Source organism: Kaistella polysaccharea (assembly GCF_020410745.1).
In the GTDB taxonomy this organism is placed as follows: domain Bacteria; phylum Bacteroidota; class Bacteroidia; order Flavobacteriales; family Weeksellaceae; genus Kaistella; species Kaistella polysaccharea.
On sequence record NZ_CP084528.1, the window covers coordinates 2347379 to 2373163 of the forward strand.

Annotated in this window: 23 protein-coding genes; all 23 read left to right on the top strand. The window is 34.9% G+C overall.

Going from position 1 to position 25785, the window contains the following annotated elements:
- Positions 1-101: 101 nt before the first annotated feature.
- The 23 genes from LC814_RS10905 (at position 102) to LC814_RS11015 (ending at position 25698) form a co-directional block, all read left to right on the top strand.
- A complete protein-coding gene (locus LC814_RS10905) occupies positions 102-992 on the top strand; it encodes a glycosyltransferase (RefSeq protein WP_226063954.1) in 891 nt (296 codons plus the stop codon).
- Positions 993-1075: 83 nt separating this feature from the next.
- Positions 1076-1654, top strand: coding sequence for an acyltransferase (locus tag LC814_RS10910; RefSeq protein ID WP_226063955.1), 579 nt, complete (start codon positions 1076-1078; stop codon positions 1652-1654).
- A gap of 46 nt (positions 1655-1700) precedes the next feature.
- A complete protein-coding gene (locus LC814_RS10915) occupies positions 1701-2549 on the top strand; it encodes a glycosyltransferase family 2 protein (RefSeq protein WP_226063956.1) in 849 nt (282 codons plus the stop codon).
- Positions 2550-2557: 8 nt separating this feature from the next.
- Entirely contained in the window at positions 2558-3427 is an 870-nt protein-coding gene (locus LC814_RS10920; protein WP_226063957.1) for a glycosyltransferase family 2 protein, read from the top strand.
- Positions 3420-4274, top strand: a complete 855-nt coding sequence (locus LC814_RS10925) for a glycosyltransferase family 2 protein (protein WP_226063958.1) — start codon at positions 3420-3422, stop codon at positions 4272-4274. The genes LC814_RS10920 and LC814_RS10925 overlap by 8 nt, the downstream gene beginning before the upstream one ends.
- 11 nt (positions 4275-4285) lie before the next feature.
- Positions 4286-5158, top strand: a complete 873-nt coding sequence (locus LC814_RS10930) for a glycosyltransferase (RefSeq protein WP_226063959.1) — start codon at positions 4286-4288, stop codon at positions 5156-5158.
- Positions 5159-5199: 41 nt separating this feature from the next.
- Positions 5200-6180 carry a glycosyltransferase family 2 protein gene (locus LC814_RS10935; protein WP_226063960.1) on the top strand — a complete coding sequence of 327 codons (981 nt, stop codon included), beginning with the start codon at positions 5200-5202 and terminating at the stop codon, positions 6178-6180.
- Between the two features lie 1557 nt (positions 6181-7737).
- Positions 7738-8706: an SDR family oxidoreductase gene (locus LC814_RS10940; protein ID WP_226063961.1), complete on the top strand. Its 969-nt coding sequence runs from the start codon at positions 7738-7740 to the stop codon at positions 8704-8706.
- Positions 8707-10144: 1438 nt separating this feature from the next.
- The gene (locus tag LC814_RS10945; protein WP_226063962.1) at positions 10145-11425 is read left to right on the top strand and encodes a nucleotide sugar dehydrogenase; all 1281 of its coding nucleotides are present in this window, start codon (positions 10145-10147) and stop codon (positions 11423-11425) included.
- Between the two features lie 55 nt (positions 11426-11480).
- Positions 11481-12329 (top strand): ABC transporter permease, encoded by an 849-nt coding sequence (locus tag LC814_RS10950; RefSeq protein ID WP_226063963.1) that lies wholly within the window; start codon positions 11481-11483, stop codon positions 12327-12329.
- Between the two features lie 105 nt (positions 12330-12434).
- Positions 12435-13697: an ABC transporter ATP-binding protein gene (locus LC814_RS10955; RefSeq protein WP_226063964.1), complete on the top strand. Its 1263-nt coding sequence runs from the start codon at positions 12435-12437 to the stop codon at positions 13695-13697.
- A 1-nt stretch (position 13698) separates the two neighbouring features.
- A complete protein-coding gene (locus LC814_RS10960) occupies positions 13699-14100 on the top strand; it encodes a sugar 3,4-ketoisomerase (RefSeq protein WP_226063965.1) in 402 nt (133 codons plus the stop codon).
- The gene (locus LC814_RS10965) at positions 14090-14509 is read left to right on the top strand and encodes a sugar 3,4-ketoisomerase (RefSeq protein ID WP_226063966.1); all 420 of its coding nucleotides are present in this window, start codon (positions 14090-14092) and stop codon (positions 14507-14509) included. Before LC814_RS10960 ends, LC814_RS10965 begins: the two co-directional genes overlap by 11 nt.
- Complete coding sequence (locus LC814_RS10970) at positions 14502-14966, top strand: acyltransferase (RefSeq protein WP_226063967.1); 465 nt, start codon at positions 14502-14504, stop codon at positions 14964-14966. The genes LC814_RS10965 and LC814_RS10970 overlap by 8 nt, the downstream gene beginning before the upstream one ends.
- Positions 14963-16063 (top strand): DegT/DnrJ/EryC1/StrS family aminotransferase, encoded by a 1101-nt coding sequence (locus LC814_RS10975; protein ID WP_226063968.1) that lies wholly within the window; start codon positions 14963-14965, stop codon positions 16061-16063. Before LC814_RS10970 ends, LC814_RS10975 begins: the two co-directional genes overlap by 4 nt.
- 1 nt (position 16064) lies before the next feature.
- Positions 16065-16985 carry a glycosyltransferase gene (locus LC814_RS10980; RefSeq protein WP_226063969.1) on the top strand — a complete coding sequence of 307 codons (921 nt, stop codon included), beginning with the start codon at positions 16065-16067 and terminating at the stop codon, positions 16983-16985.
- A gap of 160 nt (positions 16986-17145) precedes the next feature.
- Positions 17146-18048, top strand: coding sequence for a glycosyltransferase (locus LC814_RS10985; RefSeq protein ID WP_226063970.1), 903 nt, complete (start codon positions 17146-17148; stop codon positions 18046-18048).
- Between the two features lie 5 nt (positions 18049-18053).
- The gene (locus LC814_RS10990; RefSeq protein ID WP_226063971.1) at positions 18054-19025 is read left to right on the top strand and encodes a glycosyltransferase family 2 protein; all 972 of its coding nucleotides are present in this window, start codon (positions 18054-18056) and stop codon (positions 19023-19025) included.
- Positions 19012-20106, top strand: a complete 1095-nt coding sequence (locus LC814_RS10995) for a glycosyltransferase family 2 protein (protein ID WP_226063972.1) — start codon at positions 19012-19014, stop codon at positions 20104-20106. The genes LC814_RS10990 and LC814_RS10995 overlap by 14 nt, the downstream gene beginning before the upstream one ends.
- Positions 20107-20142: 36 nt before the next feature.
- Positions 20143-21330, top strand: a complete 1188-nt coding sequence (locus tag LC814_RS11000) for a CDP-glycerol glycerophosphotransferase family protein (RefSeq protein ID WP_226063973.1) — start codon at positions 20143-20145, stop codon at positions 21328-21330.
- A 122-nt stretch (positions 21331-21452) separates the two neighbouring features.
- On the top strand, positions 21453-22874 hold the full coding sequence (locus LC814_RS11005; RefSeq protein ID WP_226063974.1) for a glucosamine inositolphosphorylceramide transferase family protein: 1422 nt from the start codon (positions 21453-21455) through the stop codon (positions 22872-22874).
- A 311-nt stretch (positions 22875-23185) separates the two neighbouring features.
- Positions 23186-24259 carry a glycosyltransferase family 4 protein gene (locus LC814_RS11010; RefSeq protein ID WP_226063975.1) on the top strand — a complete coding sequence of 358 codons (1074 nt, stop codon included), beginning with the start codon at positions 23186-23188 and terminating at the stop codon, positions 24257-24259.
- A 290-nt stretch (positions 24260-24549) separates the two neighbouring features.
- Entirely contained in the window at positions 24550-25698 is a 1149-nt protein-coding gene (locus LC814_RS11015; RefSeq protein ID WP_226063976.1) for a glycosyltransferase family 4 protein, read from the top strand.
- Positions 25699-25785: the final 87 nt, after the last annotated feature.

Below are 25785 nucleotides of genomic sequence, written 5' to 3' on the forward strand. Positions count from 1 at the left end.
ATTTATAAATTTTTATTATCTTTATAAAGTAAGATTTGGTTGGTTCTGGTTTAAACTTTTGAAGCGCTTGAGACCAATCTTACGAAAACTTGAAAACACAGATGAAAGCGATACCAAAGATATCCGTGCTTATTGCACATTATAATTCGGGGAAATATTTTGAGCAAGCCTTTGAAAGCCTTCAACGTCAAACAGAGTTAAATTGGGAAGCCATCATTATTGATGATGCTTCAACTGATGGCAGCCTTGCATTAGTCAAAACTTTAATTAAGAACGATCGTCGCTTTACGATCATTGAAAATGCGACTAATGTAGGTTGTGCTTCCACACTGAAAACGGCAATTGAAACTTCCACCGCGCCACTTTTCGCAAGGCTCGATCCCGACGATACCTTAATGCCCAATGCGCTCGAAAAATCAATACGGGCACATGAAAAATTCTCGGAAGTAGGATTGGTATATTCCAATCATCTCGTTTGCGACGAAAATCTAAAAATTCAAAAAGTTCATCAATGTAAGCAGATCACCGACCTCACCACCGAAGATTCTTTTCTTTATCACGGTGAAATTGCTCAGTTTGCGTCTTTCAAACGAGAATTTTTTGATCGCACTGCTGGAGTGCATACCTTTAATAAACGCGCAGAAGATGTGGACATGTATCTGAAAATGTGTGAGGTTGCCGCTGTATTTCATCTGGATGAGACGCTTTATAATTATCGAATACGACCCAACAGTCTCCGGCAGTTCGAAAATGCCGAACGGACCAAATTTTGGTATTGGGTGGCTGCAATAAAAATGGCTGAGCGTCGGAATTTGAATATAGAAGATTTTTTTGTAAAACACTGTGCGAGAAGAACTGAACTTCAAGTGTATCTCGAGCGTGAAGCACGTTTAATGAAAATGATAGAGGGAAATATCTTTTTAAAGACAGCGTTTAATCTCGGGCAGAAACTAAGACTATTTGAGGCGGATAAAATTTTAGAAATGAAATAAAGAGTAGTTGTATGTAATCGGTTAATTATAAATAGATCTGAAAGCAATTTTTTATGAAAATACGAAAAAGGATTAACGATCTCATGAAATATAAAAAAGGGGTTTTATTCCAAACCAGTTGGAAATTCTTTGCGTATCAGAACACTGTAATTACTATTTCAAAGATTGCACGCATCAATATTAAGAATAGTTTTCACTTTTTCGAACGGTGGACCTCTAAGGATCCTTTTTTTTCGCTATTTTACATGGGTGATAATTCTTCCTTTTACGTTGAAGGTGCATTCATAATTTATACGGGCAGTAGAGTTTATATCAACAAGGGAGCAACACTGAACTTGGGCAGCGGTTACATCAACAATAATTTGAATTTATCCTGTTTTGAGAACATAACTAGAGGAAATAATGTGGCAATTTCTGAAAATGTTACGATCAGGGACTCAGATAATCATACCATTCTTGATGGAAGACATGTGAAGACCCAACCAGTTACAATAGGAAACAACGTATGGATCGGCGCTAATGTTACCATTTTAAAAGGCGTGCATATTGGCGATGGAAGCATTATTGCTGCGGGGTCTGTTGTAACTGCGAATATTCCGGTTAATGTTCTCGCTGCTGGGGTGCGCGCGCACGTAATTCGAACAAATGTTAGGTGGGAATAAAGGACTTCTAGGAAATTAACAACTAAATCTAATTTAAAAAGTTTTAATGAAGCCAGCGATTTCGATATTGATAGCAAATTACAACAATGGGCACTATTTTAAGGACGCTTTTGAGAGCCTTATTCAGCAGACGATCCAAAAATGGGAAGCTATTGTAATAGATGATGCTTCAACTGATAATTCTGTCGAAGTTATAAAGCAACTTATTGTTGGGGATCATCGTTTTCAGTTTTATCAGAATTCCGAAAATGTAGGGTATCAGAAAACAATTGCACGTGCGATTAGCCTATCCAGGGCAGAAATATTCGGCCGTTTAGATCCTGATGATTCGCTTACTGCATATGCTCTTGAAATTTCCTTAAATCAACATCATCAAAATCCACAGGCGGGATTGGTGTATTCAGATAACCATGCAGTTGATGCAGACCTGTCTTTATTGTGGCAGCACAACTGTGAGCAAATCGAGGATTTGAATGAAAAATACTACAATCTAAGGGGTGAAGTCGCGCACTTCGCAACATTTAAAAAGTCTCTCTATCTTTTAACTTCTGGAATTGATCCTTTCATTCGTCGCGCAGAAGACAAAGATATTTATATGAAAATGTGCGAAGTAGCACCTGTTGTACACATTCCAACCGTGCTTTACAAACACAGGCAGCTAGAAGGAAGTCTGTCCACTAATGCAAACCAATACAAAGCGGAATTTTGGCACTGGGTAGCACTTATCAAGATGATGGATCGCCGAAATGTTGATTTGGAAGAAATTTTTATAAAAAATTTTGTGGATCGCCGAATTTTGGAAAAAGTCATGAGTCAGAGAGAAAAACAAAATAGATGGTTCAAGGACAACTGGGTGATACGTACATTGGGCCAGGCCTTCGGTAAAACATTTTAAAAAACGATATGACTGATAAAAAGGACATATCGATCTTGATCGCAAATTACAACAACGGCCACTTTTTTAAAGACGCTTTTGAGAGTTTGCAGCGACAAACCTTTAAAAATTGGGAAGCCGTCATCATCGATGATTGCTCCACAGACAATTCTGTAGAACTCATCACAGAAATGATAAAGGGCGATTCGCGGTTTCGTTTTTATCAAAACGCAATAAATGTTGGCTACCAAAATACCATTGTGCGCGCCATTAGTTTGGCAAAAGCGGAAATATTTGGACGGCTCGATCCTGACGATACGTTGCATCCAGAGGCAATTCAACATTCATTGGAAGCCCATCGATTAAATCCTGAAGCCGGACTTGTATATTCTGACTGGGATAAGTTTGATCGTAATTGGGTATTTCAAGATCATCATAAAAGTGAACCTGTGCCGGAATTAAACAAAAAGTATTACAACCTTTACGGGGAAATTTCTCCCTTCTCCACTTTCAAAATGGAAATTTATAATAAAACTTCAGGCGTGGACATTTCAATTCGCCGTGCCGAAGATAAAGACATTTACATGAAGATGTGTGAACTGGCACCCGTAGTTTATATCCCCTCTGTCCTTTATAATTATCGACATCACAGTGGAGGGTTATCGACAGGAGACAACGCACTCAAAGCTGAATTTTCGCACTGGTGCGCACTGGTGAAGATGCTGGATAGAAGACAAGTTAATCTAGAGGACGTTTTCTCAGAACATATTGTCAGCCGTTCAGTCTTAAACAAATTCATTAGAAAGGAAAAAAAAGAAAAAAGATGGTTACATAATAATTTAATTGGTAGAATATTAGCCTCGGCGTTTAGAAGAAAAACGGCAACGGCGCATGATTAAATCTCCACAAATATCAATTTTAATTGCTAATTACAATAATGGCCACTTTTTTAAAGATGCGTTTGAAAGTCTCCGTCTGCAAACTTTTGAAAATTGGGAAGCGATTATAATAGATGATGCATCCACCGATTGTTCGGTGGAAATTATTCAAAACTTAATTGAAGGAGACTCTCGGTGCCATTTTTATCAGAATTCTGAAAATATCGGATATCAGAGGACCATTGTACGAGCCATCAGTATTTCTAGAACAGAAATTTTTGGCCGGTTGGATCCGGATGATGCCCTACATTCTGAAGCAATAGAATTGTCTTTAAAAGCACACCGTGAAAATCCTGAAGTGGGTTTAGCGTATTCAAATATCATATTCTGCGACAGCAAGCTAGTTCCAACACATATCAATAAGGGTCGACAGATTGAAACGTTAGATGAATCCTCTTACAATTTTGACGGAGCTATTTGGCACTTTGTCACATTCAAACGGAAAATATATAATCGTACGTCCGGAATAGATCCCTTTAACCGTCGTGCAGAAGATCAGGATATTTACTTGAAAATGGGTGAGGCTGCTCCTGTGAAATACGTAGACAATAATATGTATTTTTACCGAGTACACGACAAAGGCGCTTCGACGGGGAAACAAAATGACAAGGCGTTCTTCTGGCAGTGGATTGCTCTTGTGAAGATGGCTGAGCGGCGCGACCATAACTTGGAAGATCTTTTCAGTGAGCATTTTGTGAACGCCCAACTCGTAGTACCTTATAAACGGCGGTGGCTATATTTGATGGACAAAGTAAAAAAGAGTTCGATTTTATCAGTATTGTTCCGTTTAATAGGAAAGAAATTTTAAATTAAATAACAATGGCACAACTTTCCATTTTAATAGTCAATTATAACAACGGCCATTTTTTCGAAGATGCCTATCGAAGCCTCTTGCGACAAACCTCCGATCAATGGGAAGCGGTGGTGATCGACGATGCATCTACCGACAATTCCGTTGAAGTTATCCAGAAGCTTATCAGCGGTGACAATCCTTTTCACTTCTACCAAAATGAAAAAACCCTAGGAATCCAGTACGCGGTTATGCGAGCTATAGCAATTTCATCTAGGGGGATTTTTGGTCGCCTCGATCCCGACGATGCTCTTTACCCGGAAGCGGTTGAGTTTTCCTTACGAGCACACCAAAATCATCCGGAAGTGGGCCTGGTTTATTCGGATCTAACCGTGTGTGATCAAAATTTAATTCTTCAATCTGAGCATCGAAGTGTTCAGATCGATCAGTTAGATGTGAAGTCGTTGATATTTAATAGGGAAATAAACTCGTTCGCCACGTTCAAAAAAAAACTAAACCGAGGCACCTCCGGTATTGATCCTACTTTAAAGCGCTCAGAAGACGTAGATGTTTATATGAAAATGATTGAAGTTGCACCGGTATTGCATCTGCCAAATCCCTTATATTACTATCGGATCCATAATAAAAATGCTTCAAAGATGGATAATGAAGAGCGTTCGTATTTTTGGCATTGGGTGGCACTTTTAAAGACGGCAGACAGAAGAAATATAGACCTGGAAAATATTTTCGTCGAGCACGTTGTGGACCTTTCAGAATTGATAGTTTATAAAAAATGTGTATCTTATATTAAATCGCTTCTACGAAAGAAGCGGGTTTTTTCAGCGATCGTAGGAGCAGCAGCAAGATTTGGTATTAATAAACACTCAATTTTAAAAAGTTAATTTTACTTAAAGTAAAAGCCTCATTTCCCTGTTTCATGAATATGCAAATTTCAGTCATTATTCCAGTTTACAATGTGGAACCTTACCTCGAGGAATGCCTGGCTTCGCTGTGTAAGCAACTGACCGAAAATATAGAGCTAATAATTATTAATGATGGATCCACTGATCGGTCCGGAGAAATAATCCAATATTATGCTGAATGTTTTCCCACCATAAAGATCATCACTCAGGAAAACCGAGGTTTGAGCGCCGCCCGAAATGCCGGACTTGATATCGCGGTAGGAGAATACATCTGGTTTATTGACGGAGATGATTACATAGAAGAAAATGCCCTAGAAGATGTACAGCGTTGCCTTCATAAGTATCCAGAAATTGACATGGTAAGGTTTGGCTATTTCAAATTCGATGATATAAACGGCGAAATCCTCAAATCATTTAAACCCTCGGCAGCAGGACCGCTTCCTGCTACTGATTATTTTAACACACATCAAGTTTTACATGAAGCATGCATCGGAACATACAGGAGAAAATACCTCTCTGAAAATCGATTAAGATTTGCCGAAGGGTATATTTTTGAGGATTCCATTTTTAATATGCAGGCCTACAGCTCGGGCGGGACGGTGGTTATTCTCCCAGTTCAACTTTATTTTTATCGTTTTCGGCAAGGCTCCCTCTACCATTCACAAACTTCCATTAAGAAGATTGATTCAATAATTTATCTCATTCAAACCTGCGACACCATAATTGTTTCAAACATGCATAACTTAAAAGAAGTTTATTTTGTAGCGAATAAAAAGTTGGACTACGTGAATTTATTGATTGATCATTTTTTTTATTTTAGCCCCTACACCTTTCGCCAGAAACTGAAAGTCTTTCTCACCATTAACCACCGAATTCCCGTTTTTAATGATGATCGACCTTCTATCAAACAGATGAAAATTTTTCTTAACGTTAATCCTAAGCTCTATTTTGCCCTGCGGTATGCTGGATTGAAAAAAGGATGGACTTCACCTAATATTTAGATGGGGTCCATTTTAAAAATTTCATTCTACTATTTACTTTGGCAAACTAATCACTTACGACAGGGAATGAAAAATGGAAAAAACTTACTATCTTCAGAAATATCTAACACCCTTAACTGCTTTTACCTTTCCTGTTTTAAGGAAAATATTTTGTACTATCGTATGCTTAAAATAAGTTCACCCGCAGGATTCGCTTTTTACTGGAAAACCTTTCTCCCTATAGTTTTATTTTAACACCTTTCCTATGGAAAAAGTGTCTGTAATCATTCCTGCTTTTAGAGATACGGCGAAGTTTCGTAGATTTTGTGCTTGCATATTATTATAAAAACTGAACCTTATTCTCGTGAACGGCGATTTGTCTGATGATTAGGGAAATATCTGACGTCACTATGCAGCTGCAGACAGCCAAGTTTGGCATTTTGAAATTAAAAATTTAGACCCTTCTGTTGCGCCAAATAAGGCATTGGACAACTATCTTGGAGGATTTGTTTTCTTTATTAGTGCCGAGGTCTATTTGGTTCTTAATTATGTCTCTCGTATTATTACTGAAGTATTCTTAACTATTCACAATGTGGCTGTTTTATATGAATATTTGTGCTATAATGACCGCTCCAACGAAAAAAGTCTGACTGCCGTGCGCGATGAGAGTTTATTAACCAATTCCTTTCTCTCCACAGAAAACATAGTTATAAAATATACACACTGAGACAGCTGCTTCTTGTCTCAAACCGCCGAAGAGCAGTGTTGCTGACTTATTTTGATGCAGTTGCTTTCAAAAGAATATCGTTTCGGGAATGTAACTATTTAAGAAAAAAAAACCAATATATTCAAGACTTTAAACCTTACCTTGGAGATACGATAAATCTAAAATTCATGCTTTTTCCCTTCAAATATAATTCACCGCTAGTTTATATTTTTTTCGGAATCTCTTACAATGAATTCGAAGGGTGAGAGTGTTTTATTGAATGAAAAAAATACCACTTCTGTAAGGTGTTTTTAAAAATAGAGGTAAATTTATCATGTTAAATTTGGTGATGTTTAACTTTCAGGAGTGATAAAATAACATATTATTTTTACGACTGAAACTTCGAATTACACTAAGGAACAATACTGAAATTACCTCCCCCGATTTTCATTTTCGACATTCGACAAGTGACCACGTCTTTTTAAAAAGCGATCTACGCAAGGTATTCTGATATACCAATACTCTGGACGTACAGCCAAGAAGAAATGATCGATGTGCTGTACTTCCTGTTATGGTCTTTCATTGATGATTTTCTGGCTACCAGTCGAATGCTGTGGAACAAAGAAACTAAAAGGCAAGTTGAACATTGGGCAAGACCTCGCAAATTGAACGTCCTAATTTTTTAAGTAGTAAATTAATATAAAGTAGAGTCGATGTCCCCCTCAATCCGCTAATAAATTCCTATTTTTGCAGCATTGATGACTTTTATTTTTACAGCTGACTTACCTTCATAGGGTTTCCCTCTTTACGGACGATAATCCAAACTGGGATATCTAGTCATCATAATTTTTCTTTGATAATAATTCAATTTCATGAAAAAAATATTGATTACCGGCGGTGCCGGCTTTATTGGTTCCAATCTTTGCGAGTATTTTATAGGCAAAGGCCATCACGTGACGTGTCTGGATAATTTTTCCACGGGTTTTCACCACAATATCGACCATTTAAAATCCAATCCCAATTTTAAATTAATTGAGGGCGATATTCGGGACATAGGAACCTGTAATATGGCGGCAGAAGGTCAGGATTATATCCTTCATCAAGCGGCCTTAGGTTCAGTTCCTCGGTCCATCAATGATCCAATTACGAGCAACGATGTTAACGTTGGTGGGTTTCTGAATATGTTGGTCGCAGCGCGTGATGCTAATGTAAAACGTTTTGTTTATGCCGCCAGCTCTTCGACTTATGGCGATTCCGAATCTTTGCCGAAAGTAGAAGAGGTGATCGGTAAACCCCTTTCGCCCTATGCCATCACGAAATACGTCAATGAACTGTATGCTGATGTCTTCAGCAAGACGTACGGCATTGAAACGATCGGCCTGCGGTATTTCAATGTCTTCGGTCGGCGTCAAAATCCAGAAGGTGCCTACGCAGCGGTGATTCCAAAGTTCGTAATCCAGCTCATGAACCATGAAAGTCCTGTGATTAATGGAACAGGCGACTATTCCCGGGATTTCACCTACATCGATAATGTGATTCAGATGAATGAGAGAGCCATGTCTACTAAAAATCCAGAAGCGGTAAATACCGTCTACAATACCGCAGTCGGTGACCGAACCACTTTAAATTTACTCCTCGAATATTTAAAGGAAAACCTTTCTGCTTTTGATTCCAAGATCAAGGAAATTCACACGATCCACGGACCCAATCGGATCGGTGATATTCCCCATTCTCTTGCCAGTATCGAAAAAGCAAAAGAGCTATTGGGCTACAAACCCTCTCATGACATCAAGGCAGGGTTAAAAGATGCCGTGACATGGTATTGGGAGAATTTGAGGTAATTGCTGAAAGATTACAACCTGAAAGGTTAGAAGCTGGAGGTTGGATGTTAGTAGAATGCGTCAGGTCGAGTGATTTTGCACTATAAAAATTGTATCGAGACCTTTACTGAACTGCTTCTCGATACGCTACACTTTGTTTTGACGGACGTCAATAGTTAGTGGGACACTTCAGGTCGAGGAATTTTGCGCAGCGAAGGCAAGAAAAATTGTATTGATTCCTTTTACTGTAATACTTCTCTTTACGCTCCATTCTTTTGCACTAATCTAAGTGACGGTGTCGTGAAGTATACGATTGTAAAATTGACCTAGCAGTTATTGGCGTAAAGAAAAAAGGAAATTTCTTGTAGCAGAGTCTTCGATTAAATCAAAAATAAAAATCCCTTTTGTCCAAAGCGCGGGCGAGAAGTAAACTTCGAAGATAAATTTCTGTTTCGCGCAAGTTTAGGGATTTTCTTAAAGAAATTTTATTTTTTTAGCTAATAAATCCAGTCTTGAACTTTTTGTTACTTTTTGTTTTAAGACAAAAAGTAAGAACAATGAAATTACACAATACATAAATTAAGTTTTGACTTTTTTGTTACTTTTTGCTTCATCTTTATTTATGTTTTTAATTGAATCAGCGAACCATTTACAATGGTTTGTGTCAAGACAAAAAGTAAAATGTAAAAAAAACGTTAATTTTTGCTTCATCTCTATTTATTGTATTTTATTGCATCAGCGAACCATCTACAATCGTTTGTGTCAAGACAAAAAGTAAAAAAAAGAGAACTATCTTTCCAAACCAAAATGAATTTTGCATAGAAGGTTTTTGAATTAATAGTGATTTCGACAAGCTCAATCACCAAGACGAATGCTCGTTTATTTAATCCGACTTAGGAGTTATTAGCGTTAAGAAAATTCAAATTTATTCCAACGTATTCTTCAAGTAGCAACTTATAAAAATTCCTTTTGTCCGAAGCGCAGCAATACATTACCATCGAAGCGCAACTTTCGTTTCCGCGCAAGTATAGGAATTTTCTTAGAATAAATTTTAAGTTTTTTGCCAATAAATCCAGTCTTGAACTTTTTGTTACTTTTTGCTTCATCACTATTTATTGTTTTTAGTCGAGTTAGCGAACCATTCGCGACGGTTTGTTTCAAGACAAAAGTAAGAGGAATAAAATAACACAATACGTTACTCCGCGCGACTTAACTACTGAAATTTACACGATGAACTCTCGAACCCTTTCTTGTCCTAGTTGTACTACAATTTACAACACAAGTCTTTTTTAGATAACCAACCACCTGCTTTATGAATCATTTATAAAACCATCTTCTTTTTTAATGAAAAATCTTAAATTTACTTTTCTTACTTTTGCACCAAATTAAAAACTTTGTGACTTCATTTTGATGAGCAGATTTAACGATGGTAATCACTCAAGAATTTTTGCACTAATCTATGAAACAAAAAATCGCAATTATTGGACTTGGCTACGTGGGTCTACCCTTAGCACGGCTGTTTGCGACAAAGTATCAAGTGATTGGTTTTGATATTGATCAACAACGCGTTGACGCACTGAAATCAGGAGTTGATCATACTTTTGAGGTAGAAAATGAAGTTTTGAAAGAGGTATTGGTAAACGATTTTCAATCGAAAGACAGGGGATTATTCTGCTCATCGAATGTTGAGGATCTCACAGACTGTAATTTTTACATTATTACGGTACCTACACCGGTAGACAAAAATAACCGTCCGGATTTAAGACCTTTAAAGGATGCTTCAACAACGGTGGGGCAACTACTCAAAAAAGGGGATATTGTTATTTACGAATCGACCGTTTACCCTGGAGTTACAGAGGAAGAATGTGTTCCTGTTTTAGAAACGGAATCTGGTTTAACTTTTAATATTGATTTTTTTGCGGGCTATTCCCCGGAGCGTATTAATCCCGGTGATCGGGAAAGAACGGTTGAGAATATTGTAAAAGTTACGTCAGGGTCTACTCCCGAAATTGGTAAAATAGTAGACGACTTATATCAATCGGTGATTATAGCCGGGACGCATTTGGCGCCAACAATTAAAGTGGCCGAAGCCTCTAAAGTCATTGAAAATGCCCAGCGGGATATTAACATCGCCTTCGTTAATGAGTTGGCGAAGATATTTTCCCTTATGGATATTAATACGCAGGATGTGCTTAAAGCGGCAGGCACGAAATGGAATTTTCTTCCTTTTAAACCAGGTTTGGTTGGAGGACATTGCATTGGCGTAGATCCATTTTATCTGGCGCAGAAAGCCCAGGAGATAGGGTATTATTCTGAGTTGATTTTAGCGGCCCGAAGGTTAAACGACTCGATGGGATCTTTCATTGCTTCAAGGGTGGTGAAACTGATGATTAAAAAAGGTATCCAGATGAAGGGTGCAGAGCTATTGATGCTGGGCATTACATTTAAAGAAAACTGTCCTGATATTAGAAATACCAAAGTGGTTGATGTGATCAGAAGTTTAGAAGATTATGATATTAAAGTAACAGTTTATGATCCGTGGGCAAATCCTAAGGAAGTAATGCAAGAATATGGCGTGACGTGCTATTCTGAGGTTGGGGAGGGACATAAGTACGATGCCATTATTTTAGGAGTTGCTCACAATCAATTCATAATCTTAGACTATAATAAGTTAAAAGCCGAAATTTCACTTTTATTCGATGTGAAGGGAGTCTTAAAGAATGCAGACTACACACTGTAAACATAAAAATTAAAAATTGTATAACTAGATAATTTAATCTTAAAATAAATAAGACATGACAAAAGATGAACAACCCTCTTATTATATCACTTCCGATCAATCTCTTTTTTCAATACCTTTAAAAGAAGTGTGGGCTTACCGAGATCTTTTATTGATGTTGGTGAAGCGAGATTTTATAACTTTTTATAAGCAGACAATTTTAGGACCGCTATGGTTCATCATCCAGCCCTTAATGACCACTGCAATATTCATGATTCTCTTTGGAAGCATCGCAAAATTAAGCACGGATGGGATGCCTCAAATTCTTTTTTATTTATCTGGAGTTACCATTTGGAGCTATTTTTCTGAAAGTTTGACAAAAACCTCAACCGTTTTTAAAGATAATGCTGCAATGTTTGGGAAGGTGTTCTTTCCTAGATTGATAATGCCCATTTCTATTGTGGTTTCAGCTCTTATGAAATTTACGGTTCAATTCGCCATATTTATAATAGTATGGTTATACTTTCTAATTTTTACAGATACGATTCAACCAAATATATGGATCTTATTTACTCCTGTGCTAGTGTTGCTAATGGCCATGTTTGCATTAGGAATGGGAATGATTTTTTCAGCCATGACGACTAAATATAAAGATTTAGCTTTTCTTTTAACTTTCGGCATTCAGCTTTTCATGTACGTCACACCAGTAGTTTATCCAACTTCTGCATTACCTGAAAAATTAAAATTTTTCGTTTTCTTAAATCCGTTGTCTTCTATTTTTGAGGGATTCAGATATGCTTTTTTAGGTTCGGGAAACTTTGATATTATGAATATTATGTGGAGCGCACTGTTCATTACTGTAATATTAGTTATTGGAACCATAATTTTCAATAAAGTGGAAAAAAGTTTCATGGACACAGTCTAATGAATCTCCTTAGCAAGAAATCACTTCATATCGATTTCAAATTAAAATTATTAAATTTGCAAGTTCTTACCATTATAAAATTTTAACACAAAATAAAAAATTAACTTGAATCCAAATACTGCTATATTAGCCGAAAACATATCCAAACAATACCGCTTAGGCGAGGTTGGTACTGGTACTATCAGTCATGATCTGAATCGGTTCTGGGCAAAAGTCCGTGGAAAAGAAGATCCATTTTTGCAAATTGGTGAAAGTAACGACCGGGTCAGCAAGGGAACAAGCGATTATGTTTGGTCCTTACGTGACATCAACTTTGAGATCGAGAAAGGTGATGCTGTGGGTATTATCGGCCGAAATGGCGCCGGTAAATCTACTTTGCTTAAATTGTTAAGCCGTGTTACGAAACCAACCACGGGTCATTTTGAAGTGCAGGGCCGAATTGCGTCTTTGCTTGAAGTGGGAACAGGATTTAATCCCGAAATGACAGGGCGGGAAAATATTTACCTGAACGGTGCTATACTTGGTATGAGACGCCATGAAATTAAAAGAAAATTTGATGAAATCGTTGCTTTTGCTGGTGTAGAGCGATACATTGATACGCCCGTAAAAAGATATTCATCCGGCATGTATGTTCGTTTGGCCTTTTCTGTGGCAGCACATTTAGAATCTGAAATCCTTATTGTAGATGAAGTTTTGGCAGTAGGTGATGCAGAGTTTCAGAAAAAATGTCTTGGAAAAATGGGAGATGTATCTAAAGGAGAGGGAAGAACCGTTTTATTTGTGAGCCATAACTTAACTGCCGTAAAGGAACTCTGTAACAATGGTATTTTAATGGATCAGGGAAAATTATTATATACGGGAGGCGTCGAACAAACTGTTATAGAATATCAAAAAAATAGTGAGAGTTCCTCTACCTATTCGCATACTGGACCAATTGAGGACGCCATTGGAAATGCAAATATTAGGATTAGAGAATTTACAGCAGAGCCTTTGATTGGAGAAATGATTGATATTAATTCCGGCGTAAAAGTGAGGATTGTATTCTTTAATTACAAAGCGGATATTAATCTGGACGTCACTTTTGAATTACGAACTTTCGAAGAGGTAGTTGTATTTCATACCGGTGCATTAATCTCAACAAATAAAGATTCGAAAGCGAAGGAATACACGGTAGAATTTCGAATTCCGCCCAATCTTCTTAATGCTGGTAATTATTATTTTAGATTGATATTTGGTGAAGATCAGCGTTATGCATTGTTTAATTATGATAATTTAATTGCATTTGAGGTTGAAAATATTTCAATTGGAAACAATATGCAGATTTTGCCAGGATTAGTTCGTCCTAATTTTGACTACAAAATTTATTAGTATGGACCCAAAAATCATCGATCTTCCAAAAATTGTAGATTCGCGAGGAAATTTATCTTTCTTTGAATATCCTAATCAATTGCCTTTTGAAATTGCTCGAACTTATTGGATCTATGATGTTCCAGGCGGTGAGCAGCGCGGTAGTCACGCTTTTAAGGAGCAACAGGAATTCATTATTGCATTGTCGGGAAGTTTTAATGTCGTTTTAAATAACGGTGAAAAGGAAGAGAGTTTTACCTTAAACCGCTCTTATTATGGTTTATATATTCCAAAAATGCTTTGGCGAACCCTTGAGAATTTTTCCACAAATTCACTGGGTTTAATTGTTTCAGATAAAAGTTTTGATGAGCAGGATTATGTCAGAAATTTTGAGGACTTTAAAAAACTTAGAAATGAAAAATAAACCGAATGTTTTTGACTGTTCTGTTATAGATTTAGATAAAATTAATTTCAATGAAGGAAATCTAACCGTCATTGAAAACAACTCCCAATTTCCCTTTGAGGTAAAGCGGGTTTTTTATTTATACGATATCGCCGGTGGTGAAAGCCGTGGTGCACATGCCCACAAACAATGCCACCAATTTCTTATTGCTGCTTCAGGAAGTTTTGAAGTTTCTTTAGATGACGGTAAATTTAAAAGACAGGTTTTTTTGAACCGTCCTGATTTAGGGCTTCATATTCCTCCAGGAGTCTGGGCATTTGAAGTTAATTTTTCTTCAGGTGCTATTTGTTTGGTTTTGGCCTCGCATACCTATAGTGAAGCAGACTATCTTAGAAACTACGATGATTTTTTAAATTATATCAATGAGTAAGATTCATCCACTATCCGATGTGCAAACTCCAAATATTGGTAAGGATACTTTGGTCTGGCAATATACCGTTATCTTAAAAGATGCAGTGATTGGCAACAATTGCAATATTAATTGTCAAGTTTTTATTGAAAACAACGTTATTATCGGTGATAATGTATCCATAAAACCAGGTGTGCAGATTTGGGATGGTTTAAGAATTGAAGATAATGTCTTTATCGGTCCTAATGTTACATTTACGAATGATCGTTATCCACGCTCAAAACAATATCCACCTGAATTTCAGCAAACAGTTATTAAAAAAGGGGCAAGTATCGGGGCAAACGCAACTATCTTAGGCGGACTTACCATAGGAGAAAGCGCACTTATTGGAGCTGGTAGTGTAGTAACTAAAGATGTACCTGCAAATGAATTATGGGTCGGTAATCCTGCCCGCAAAATTAGAAATATAGAAAAATGATTAAGTTTTTAGATTTACAGAAAATAAATTTAGTTCATCAACAGGAAATTGAAGAAAAACTTTTACATGTTTTCCGAAGTGGGTGGTATCTTTTAGGTAACGAAGTAAAGGACTTTGAAACCAATTTAGCGAATTATATTGGGTCACCAAATGCGATCGGTGTTGCCAATGGGTTAGATGCTTTGCGATTAATTTTTAGAGCCTATCTGGAACTGGGACATTTAAGAGTAGGGGATGAGGTGATCGTTCCGGCCAATACTTATATTGCTTCAATTTTAGCTATTACTGATAATCGCTTAAAACCCGTTTTTGCAGAGCCAAATATCAATAATTACAATTTTGATATAGCTAAAATTGAAGGTGTTATTACGCCGAAAACAAAAGCCATCATGGTGGTTCATTTATACGGACAGGTTTGTTGGTCCGAAGAACTGGAAACTTTAGCAAAAAAACATAATTTAAAAATTATCGAAGATAATGCGCAGGCAATTGGTGCAGAATGGAAGGGAATAAAAACTGGTAATTTAGGTGATGCAGCAGGTTTTAGTTTTTATCCTGGAAAAAATCTGGGCGCTTTAGGGGATGGAGGCGCCGTAACTTGTAAAGACGCATTAGTGGCAAAAACGATCAGAGCCTTAGCTAATTATGGTTCCGAAGAAAAATATGTCAACAAATACCAGGGATTAAATAGTAGATTGGACGAAATACAGGCGGCGGTTCTTGATGTTAAGTTAAAATATATAGATGCTGATAATGACAAGCGACGGAAAGTTGCAGAAAAATATATTGCTGAAATTCACAATCCAAAAGTAACGCTTCCCTTATTACGTTCAGATCCTAAAGAACATGTTTGGCATTTGTTTGTAATCAGAATCGAAAATAGAGAAAGATTGCAAAAATATTTGGATGAAAATGGTGTTCAAACATTAATCCATTATCCGATTCCGCCACATAAGCAGAAAGCCTATCATTATTATAATCATTTATCATTTCCAATTACGGAAAAAATTCATGAGGTAATCTTAAGTTTACCAATCAGTCCAGTGATGGAAATCGAAGAGGTGGAAACAATTATATCGTTGCTTAATAACTATTAATATGGAGTTGCCATTAGTTAGCGTTATTTGCGCTTGTTACAACCAAAGTCAATTTATCATAGAAGGTTTAGAGAGCGTAAAAAATCAGACGTACAAAAATTTAGAAATTATTATTTGGGATGATGCTTCAAAAGATAAATCTGTTTCAATAATTGAGAAATGGATCGAGGAGAATTCTAATTTAAATATTCGGTTTATTAGGAATGTTGAGAACCTAGGGCTTTGCAAATCTCTCAATAATGCCTACAGCTACGCTACTGGTAAATATCTTCAGATTTTAGCCCTAGATGATATTTTGCTGTCAGATAAAATAGAACGACACGTTTCAATTTTAGAATGTAGTGGTGATTTGGATGCTTTGGTTTTTAGTGATGCTTATTTGATAAATGATGAAAGTGAATATTATCAAAACAAATTCATCGCGTATCACAAAAAATATCTTAGTGTCAACAGTGAAAACTTCTATCAAGAACTATTAGAAGCTAACTTTATTCCAACAATGTCCATACTTTACAAAAAGTCGATTTTTGAACAAGTCGGACTATGGGACGAAAATTTGATTTATGAGGATTACGATATGATGCTGAGAATTTCAAAAGAATATAATTTTATCTTTGATGAAACGCCAGCGGTTAAATACAGAATTCATGCGAAAAATAGTCATAAGTCTTTAGTAAAGAAGATGGGAGAATCAACATTTGCTTTAAAACTCAAGCATATTGGTATTAATGAAAATGTTGATAAATTTTTAAAAGAATATATTATTCAAAAATACTTAACCTTTGAACTTAATGGAGAGCAAGATCGTTATTTTAATTTTGTTCCTGTAGCAAACATACGGGACAAATGGATCTCAAAAAATAAAAACCAATTTTTCTATAAGTTACTATCTCTCTTAATCAGAGTTAAAAATAGACTCTAACTAATTATGACGTAAATAGTTTAAATTTGACATTAGCAGTTGTATAATTATTTATAAAAAATTTGTATTTACTTAAACTCATTATAAACATTAATGTCATAGATTACTTTTCATATCCCACTTTATCTCAACCAAGCCATATATAAATAGATAAAAACCTATGTTAGCCATAATTATCCCATATTTTAAACTAACTTTTTTTAGAAAAACCCTCCATTCGCTCGCTGAGCAAACAAATAAGAGATTTCATGTCTACATTGGTAACGATGCCAGTCTGGAAAACCCAGAAAAATTGCTGAAAGAATTTACAGGCAAATTTAATTTTACTTACAAATCATTTGACACAAATCTTGGGGGTACCTCGCTTGTAAAACAATGGGAAAGATGCATTGCTCTAAGCAACGATGAAAAATGGTTGATGATCTTAGGTGATGACGATGTTATGGGTAACAATGTGGTAGAGGAATTTTATGAAGCAATAGCCACTTTTGGAGGTAGTTGTAATGTTGTAAGAAATGCAAGCGTTTTAATTAATGAAAATGAGGAGACCATTTCTAAAATATATAAAAACCCCCTTTATGAAGATGCAATTGCTTCCTATTGTAAAAAGTTAAAAGGAGATAGCAGAGGTTCTTTATCAGAATATATCTATAGAATGAAATCCTACAAAAAATACGGATTTAGGGCGTATGATATGGCCTGGGGAAGTGATGATAGAGCTGTAATTGATTTTTCCGAGGGTAAACCAATATATTCTACTGATGCCGTAGTATATGTTCGAATGTCTGCCATCAATATTTCTGGAAATACGGAGAATGTACAGGAAAAAATAGATGCCCGTCTTGAAGTTACAAAAGATCTTTTGCAAGACTATAGGCATGTAATGACTCAGGACCAAATAAAAACATTTGTCGATCTTTATGAATTTTTAATTTATAAATCTAATAAATTAAATATTGAGCATTTTTTCTATTTTATGAAGATATCAATAAAATATTTTGGACTTCCTTATTCTATTAAAATTCTGAAATCTTCGATTCATAAATTGTACAGTAGAAAATAGTTACTATGGCAGAGGAAAAATTGATTTCAGTAATAGTCCCCGTTTATAATGCTGATAAATATCTGATAAAATGTTTAGATTCTATTATTTATCAATCCTATCAAAATCTTGAAATAATTATTATAGACGATGGTTCCCGCGATGGTTCTGGGGAAATTTGCGATAGATATGCACAGCTTGACAATAGAATTAAAGTGTACCATATTCACAATTCAGGGGTCTCAGCTGCCAGAAATTTGGCTCTTGATTTGGCAACTGGGACTTATATCGCATTTATTGACTCGGATGATACCGTTCATCCTGATTATATTCTAGAATTATATAAAGTAGCAGAGAAAAAACAGGCTGACATTGTTTGCTGTGGTTATGAGTATATGGATCAATACACAACCTACAGCCATAATGATTTTAAAGATCTTGATAATACACGTGAAAGTTTTGTTGAGCGTGTTTTGAGTAATACGGGAGGTACGATCTGCTCAAAATTATTTAGATTCGCAATAATCACAGATCATGACTTAAGGTTTGATACAAACTTAAAAATGCGGGAAGATTTAATTTTTAGTTTAGAATTTGCCTTTTTGTCTAAAAATTTTTTTTACGTTGAAAGCTATTATTACAACTATAACGGTATGAATGAAGTGAGTTTAAGTAAAGTAGATCATACTGAAACTAGAATAGATGTACATAAAATAATTTTAAAAATTCTTAATAAAAATAACTTTTCGCCAAGTCTTCAAGAGGACATCATAAATAACAGAATAAAAGAAATTTTACTGGGTGGAATACGGGAAAATATGCGGTCGGAAAATCCTATTCATGGTTTAAATATTTTTTATAAACACAGGGAAATTGCCAATTTACTTTCGGAATTAAAAATCGATGGATTTAAAGAGGCGTTGTTATATGGACCTGCAAAACTTAGATCTTCATCTGTAACCTATATTATATATAAAATTATTTATGGAAGAAAATAGATTTGCTGGTGAAGTTCCAGTAGCAACTAGCGCACCACTTATAACAGTAATAGTTCCTATTTATAATGTAGAACCATATCTCTCTAAATGTATAGCTTCCATTATAAATCAGATTTACACAAATCTTCAAATTTTACTGGTTAATGATGGTTCCACTGATCGTTGCGGTAAAATATGTGATGACTTTGCTGCCAAAGATCCAAGAATTACAGTATTTCATACTAGCAACCAAGGGCAAAGCAATGCCAGAAATGTCGGCTTGGATACAGCTCAAGGAAAATATGTAAGTTTCATAGATGCAGATGACTGGATTGACAGTGACTTTTACGAAAAAATGTTAGCTTATGGAGAGCATCATCAATTAGATATGTGTGTTTGTTCTCGGAAAAGTGTGGATGAAGAAGGAAATGTAAGTTTACTTTCTGTAAAAGATTCTGCAGATGTATTTCAATCCATAAATCATTATTTTTCTAATTATTTTTTTCAACCATTTACCCCAAGCTCTTGTAATAAACTGTATTTGAGAAAACATATTATTGATCATTCAATCCGTTTTCAATCCGTCAGTTATGTAGGTACAGAAGATACGTTATTTAACTTCGCTTTTTTATTGTATGGAACCAAAATTGGCTCTGTGGATAAGGTATATTATAATCAGTTTATCAGAAGAGGGTCCACAGCGTTAACTTATAAAAAGGGCATTATGCTCAGAACAAAAAATTTAGTAGCTGAATGTTATACATTACTTAAACAAGAAAATAAAAACGATGAGGCACATAACGCCGCCATTGCCTACCTCTTTTTATTTTTTTTTAATTATAATATCAAGCAGATTAAAGATCATTTCAACACAGATGAAATGGAAATCGTAAAAAATGAGATCCAACTGATAAAAAACTCGCCCATCATTCGTAGATTTGCATTGGAAATTCTTAAAAATAAAAAACTAACCGAACTGCTTAAACGGAAAGGATATCAACAAAGCGGCCTTGTTGCCACCAAAGTGCTATACGCTTCAATATATTGCGGTCTGTATCATCTTACATTCAAACTCTTACAAAAAACTTTTAAACTTAATTAGACATCAACTTGTCAAAAAAATCCAATTCTAAATAAAATGCTGCTCTTAAAAATAATAGACATTTCAAAATTTTCTCTCGCTTACTTGCTCTCATATGTAATGCGATTTTTTGGTCTAAGCAAAAACATTTGGATCATTACGGAACGCCCAGCTGAATGTAAAGATAATGGTTATCATTTTTTTAAATACATTCGAGAAAAATACCCAAATCAAAAAACCTATTATGCCATTGATAGGCAGGCTCCTGATTTGAAAAAAATTACAGATCTTGGTCAAGCACTTTATTTTAATAGCTTTAAACATTATCTTTTTTCTTTTCTAGCTACCAGACTCATAGGTGCTTTCAATCCTGTAGGTATTCCGAATTCTTTTTCTTTCTACAAATTTCCCCACCTGGTAAAAGGTAAAAAAGTGTTTTTACAACATGGGATTACAAAGGAATATATAAAATCCCTAACCTACTCTAGTACGCTAGTGGATCTGTTTTGCTGTGGCGCTTTACCAGAATACGATTATGTGCAAGAGTTTTTTGGATATCCAAAAAATGTAGTACAATATGTGGGATTTTGCAGGTATGATAATTTGAATGACTATACCCTAAAAAAACAAATTTTACTTATGCCCACCTGGCGTCAGTTTTTACCCTCCCAAACGTGGAAAATGAAAGGGGTGAAAAATTTTAATGAACTTGAACGTGAGTTTTTAAATAGTGATTATTATGCCCACTATTCTTACTTACTTAAAAATCAAGACTTGTTAGATTTTCTTGAGCGAAACGATTATCTATTAATATTTTATCTGCATCATGAACTTCAGCAATTTACATCACTATTTGAAACCAGCAACAAAAATATTGTTATGGCTAATAATAGTGATTATGATGTTCAACTTCTTTTAAAAGAATCTGAATTTTTAATTACGGATTACTCAAGTGTAGCCTTTGATTTTGCTTATATGAATAAACCAATGGTTTATTATCAATTTGACGAAGAAGAATATTATAAATCACATTACAATAAAGGATATTTTGATTATGAGAGTATGGGATTTGGTGCGGTCGCAAGACAAGAGACTGATTTAGTTAAAGCTCTTATTAATAGTTTTGACACTCAGAAAATGCAATTTTATAATGATGAGATGTTTACTAAAAGGACTCATGATTTTTTCACACTCAGAGATACTTTAAACTGTAAACGAACTTTTGATGCTGTTTTGTATTTATAGTTCTTCAAAATGTCTTGAAAACAAAATTAAGTGTCCTAAAATTTCTTTTTATATAATTTATTATTACCCACAATATTTTGTGATTCTAATGTATATTAGCGGTTGATTTTAATATCATTAGAATGAAAATACTTTTACTGTTTGGCAATAATTTGTTTCGATACCAAAAGCAAATTTTGTCAGAACTTTCTCTTCTTGACGATCTGGAAATTTACGCGATATGTAATAACTACAGTGCAAAAATCCCAAAAGATTCAAAATTTATAAAATTAATTAATGAGCGATTTCCCGTCATTAAAGTCAATCCCCATTTATTTGAAAGTACTGCTCAATTTATTGCAGCTTCAAAATCAATAAAAAGGTATGAAGAGAATCTGATTTATGATTATGTGATAAATTTTTGTAATCTATCAGTATTTAATGACTTACAGGTTAAGTACGCGTGCGTGATAAAATTAGATATTGATATTAAAAATTGGTATTCTGCAAGTATAAACAAATCAGATTATACAACGATCAATATTTTAAAATCTAGTGATAATCAAAATTTTTCCCCTTTTAAATCAATGTCGTTTACTACACAAATTGGCATTTACAATAATCGGGATAAAGCGTTTTATTATTTTTCTTATTTAATAAAAAGTGTTTTTAATGGCAACAGGTATCCAGATAAAGGAGCGATAAAAACTGATTATAACTTTTTTAAAAGAATAAATCATCATATTGATCATTTAAAGATTATTTATTTAAGGAAATTTTCAAACGTTCACTTTAACTGGAAATTAGCGATATTGAAGAATAACGAACCAGTTGTAATAACGGACGAAATCAATGCTTTTTGGGCAGATCCTTTTATCATAAATCACTCGGATAATAATTGGATATTTTTTGAAGAATTAGATCATAAAAAAAAATTAGGTAAAATTTCTCTGATAAATTTAAAAGAAAATAAGCCTTTTAAAAAGGAAGTCGTATTAGAAAAGCCCTACCACCTCTCTTTTCCTAATGTCTTTGAAATAGGAGATCAATATTTTATGATGCCGGAAGAAAGTGCCAGTAATAACCAAAATATTTACAAGGCTGAAAAATTTCCCACTCAATGGGAACATTATAGAACTATTTTAAAAAATAAGAAAGTAGTTGATCCTGTTTTCATTTTACATAATCAGAAATATTGGCTTTTCTTTAATGAGATAGAGAATTTTGAATATGATAATAATGAAAGGTTAAATTTATATTATTCTGATGATTTGTTTTCTGACCATTGGGTGAGTCATCCACAAAATCCCATAATAATTGATAAAGCGAAGGCGCGAAATGCGGGGAAGATTATGAAGGAGAATGAAGAATACATTAGAGTTGCTCAGGATTGTAAAGATGGGTATGGCCAAAATATTTCTAAAAATAGAATTACAGAACTTTCTGAAAAAATATATACTGAAGAAAAGTTACCTACAACTTGGGATTTTGAAAAGTATAATGGATTTCATACAATTAATGTTGATGGTGATATTACAGTGATAGATTTATTGGTAAAAGAATGAAATTCTAGAAACTTACTATTATAATATCTTTAAAAATCTGTTGGTTATTGGTATAACCGAACCTTTATATTTAAGATTGGGCTTTAATGAATTCATTTTTATGTTAATTTTCTTAAATTTGCGATCGCAAAGATTAAAAAATAAGTGTGAATATGTTTGAGTATGCTATATATTTCCTTTTGATAAATCTTTTAGTTTATAAATTGTTCTTTTAATATAAATCTATATTAGTACAATAACTCCAGTGGCTACAATGTTTAGTAGGAGTAATTATTATCCGCTTTTTATTAGAGAAAATTCCAAAAATTTTTATGAAAATATTATATGTAACAAACGGCATTACCGGTTCTGGCGGACTTGAGAGAGTTCTATCAATTAAAGCCTCAAAGCTCGCGGATAATTTTGGCTATGAAGTACATATACTAACGTTAAATGAAAAAGGAAGACAACCTTTTTTTACTTTTTCAAAAAACATAAATTTTCATTCAATTGGAGTGGGGGGAAATCCTCTATTTTATTTTTTACAATATAGAAAGGGAATTCAAAAAACTATTGATGAGATAAAACCGGGTATTATTTCAGTGTGTGATGACGCTTTAAAAGGTTTTTTGCTACCACAGATCATTCATACCAAGGCAAAATGGATTCATGAAAGCCACGCCTCGATGGTCTTAGGAGATCAGGGGAAAGGTGTCCCTTTTACGAAGAAAATACAACATGAATTAAAGCAATTTTTAGGCAAGGCTTTTTCAAAAATTATATTATTAACGGAAGGAAATCAAAAAGAATGGGCAATAAATAATCTGGTCGTCATACCTAATCCCTTGCCTTTTCAAATGACTGTAACGTCAACACTTCAACATAAAAAAATCATAGCGGTTGGTAGTTACAGCTATAATAAAGGATATGACTTATTGTTAAACATTTGGGCGCCTCTCGAAAAAGACTTTCCAGATTGGGAACTCAATGTTTACGGAAGAGGTACCCATGAAAATCTACAGCCCGAAGCCGAAAAATTGGCTTTAGAAAACATTCACTTTAATGCGCCGGTTTCTTTTATAGAAAAAAAGTATTTGGAATCCTCATTGTTTGTTTTGCCTTCGCGCTCCGAAGGATTTGGTATGGTACTCATAGAAGCCATGACTTGCGGTTTACCTGTCGTCAGTTTCGATTGTCCGAATGGGCCGAAAGATATTATCACCAACAACGAAGATGGCTTCCTTATAGAGAATGGTAACATTGACCAGTTTGTTGAAAAAGTAAGATTTTTGATCTGCGATTTTGAACTTCGCCAAAGGATGAGTAAAGCAGCAAAAGAAAAAGCGAAAAAATACGAAGCGACCGCAATTGTGAAGCAATGGGATGCATTGTTCAGATCTCTCTGATACTTCTCGTAAAAAATTATTGATTTAGAAGCCATAAATTATAGCATTAATCTAAGTTGACGATTTGGATTCTTAAACTTCATTTAATTAAAACTTCTTCTGACATTCCTATAAATTTTAATTTCGAAACTTTTGAGAGGGTTCCAGAGTGATAAAAGTAGGATAAAGCATTAGTTTTACAGGAAGTTTTTTAGGTTAAAACCAGCCTTTTTAATCTTATAGAGTTGCGATCACCCAAAAATCTTAAATGTAGGCAATAAAAGCAACTCTTAATTAAAAAATCTTTATTTTTGTCCCCTACAGCCAACATTAACATCCAACTTCCATTGAAAATCCTCTACAATACAGATCAAATCTTTCTTCACGGTGGCATTGAAAAGGTCATGGCAACCAAAGCCAATTATTTTGCCAGCCAAAATGGGGTAGAGGTATATATCGTAACAACTGAGCAAGGTCAGAATGCGGGCTGCTATCCATTAGATGAGAAGATAAAGCTTATCGACTTAGGAGTTGATTATAATCGCTCTAAATCCTATTTTTCCGGTGAAAACCTACGGAAAGCATTTCTTCATTTTAAGAAGCAAAGAAAGCTGTTTAAAGAACTGCAACCGGACGTCATAATATCACCGAATTACAATTTTGACCATTACTGGCTGCCTTTTATTTTTTCAAGAGCTAAAGTAATTAAAGAAAGGCACAGTTCCCGATTCTTTGAAGCCAAACAAAGAAATAAAACCTCCTTAAAAACAAAACTCCTATTTTGGTTCAATGATTATATTGACGGTCTTTACGATCGAATCATCGTTTTGAATGAAGACGAAAAAACCTATGTTAATTCTGGCAATGCATTTGTAATTCCTAATCCTGTAGAGCACACAAATTTATATGCTGACCTTTCAAAAAAACAGGTATTAGCGGCAGGCCGAATTTCACCAGTGAAAGCTTTTGATCAGTTGATAGAGGCTTGGGCTTTGATTCAGCTCGATTTTCCCGACTGGCAACTGCATATTTACGGCCAGGATTACTTGGGTACACAGGAGAAATTGGAACAATTGGTCGCAAAACATGATTTGCATAGTGTGCTTAAATTTAAAGGGAGCGTAAATAATTTGCTCGAAACCATGACTGACTATAGTATTTACGCCATGACTTCTGATACCGAATGTTTTCCGATGGTTTTATTAGAAGCTCTTTCTGTTGGAATGCCCGTTGTTTCCTATGATTCTCCAAATGGTCCGCGGAATATTTTAATTGATGGTGAAGATTCATTTCTCACTCCTTCTAAAAATATACCTATTTTTGCTGAGAAATTAAAAATCCTGATGGAAAATGCAAATTTGCGCTGTGAAATGGGGGGAAAAGGTATGAAAAATGTAGAACGTTTTAGTCTCGAAAAAGTAATGCAGCAATGGAAGGATTTATTTCAATCATTAAGGTAAGGTGCGCATTTTTTTAAAATCAGAATCTCAAAATGAGATCATCGAGAAAAGTTTAATTTTGCAATCTAACATCTAACATCTAACATC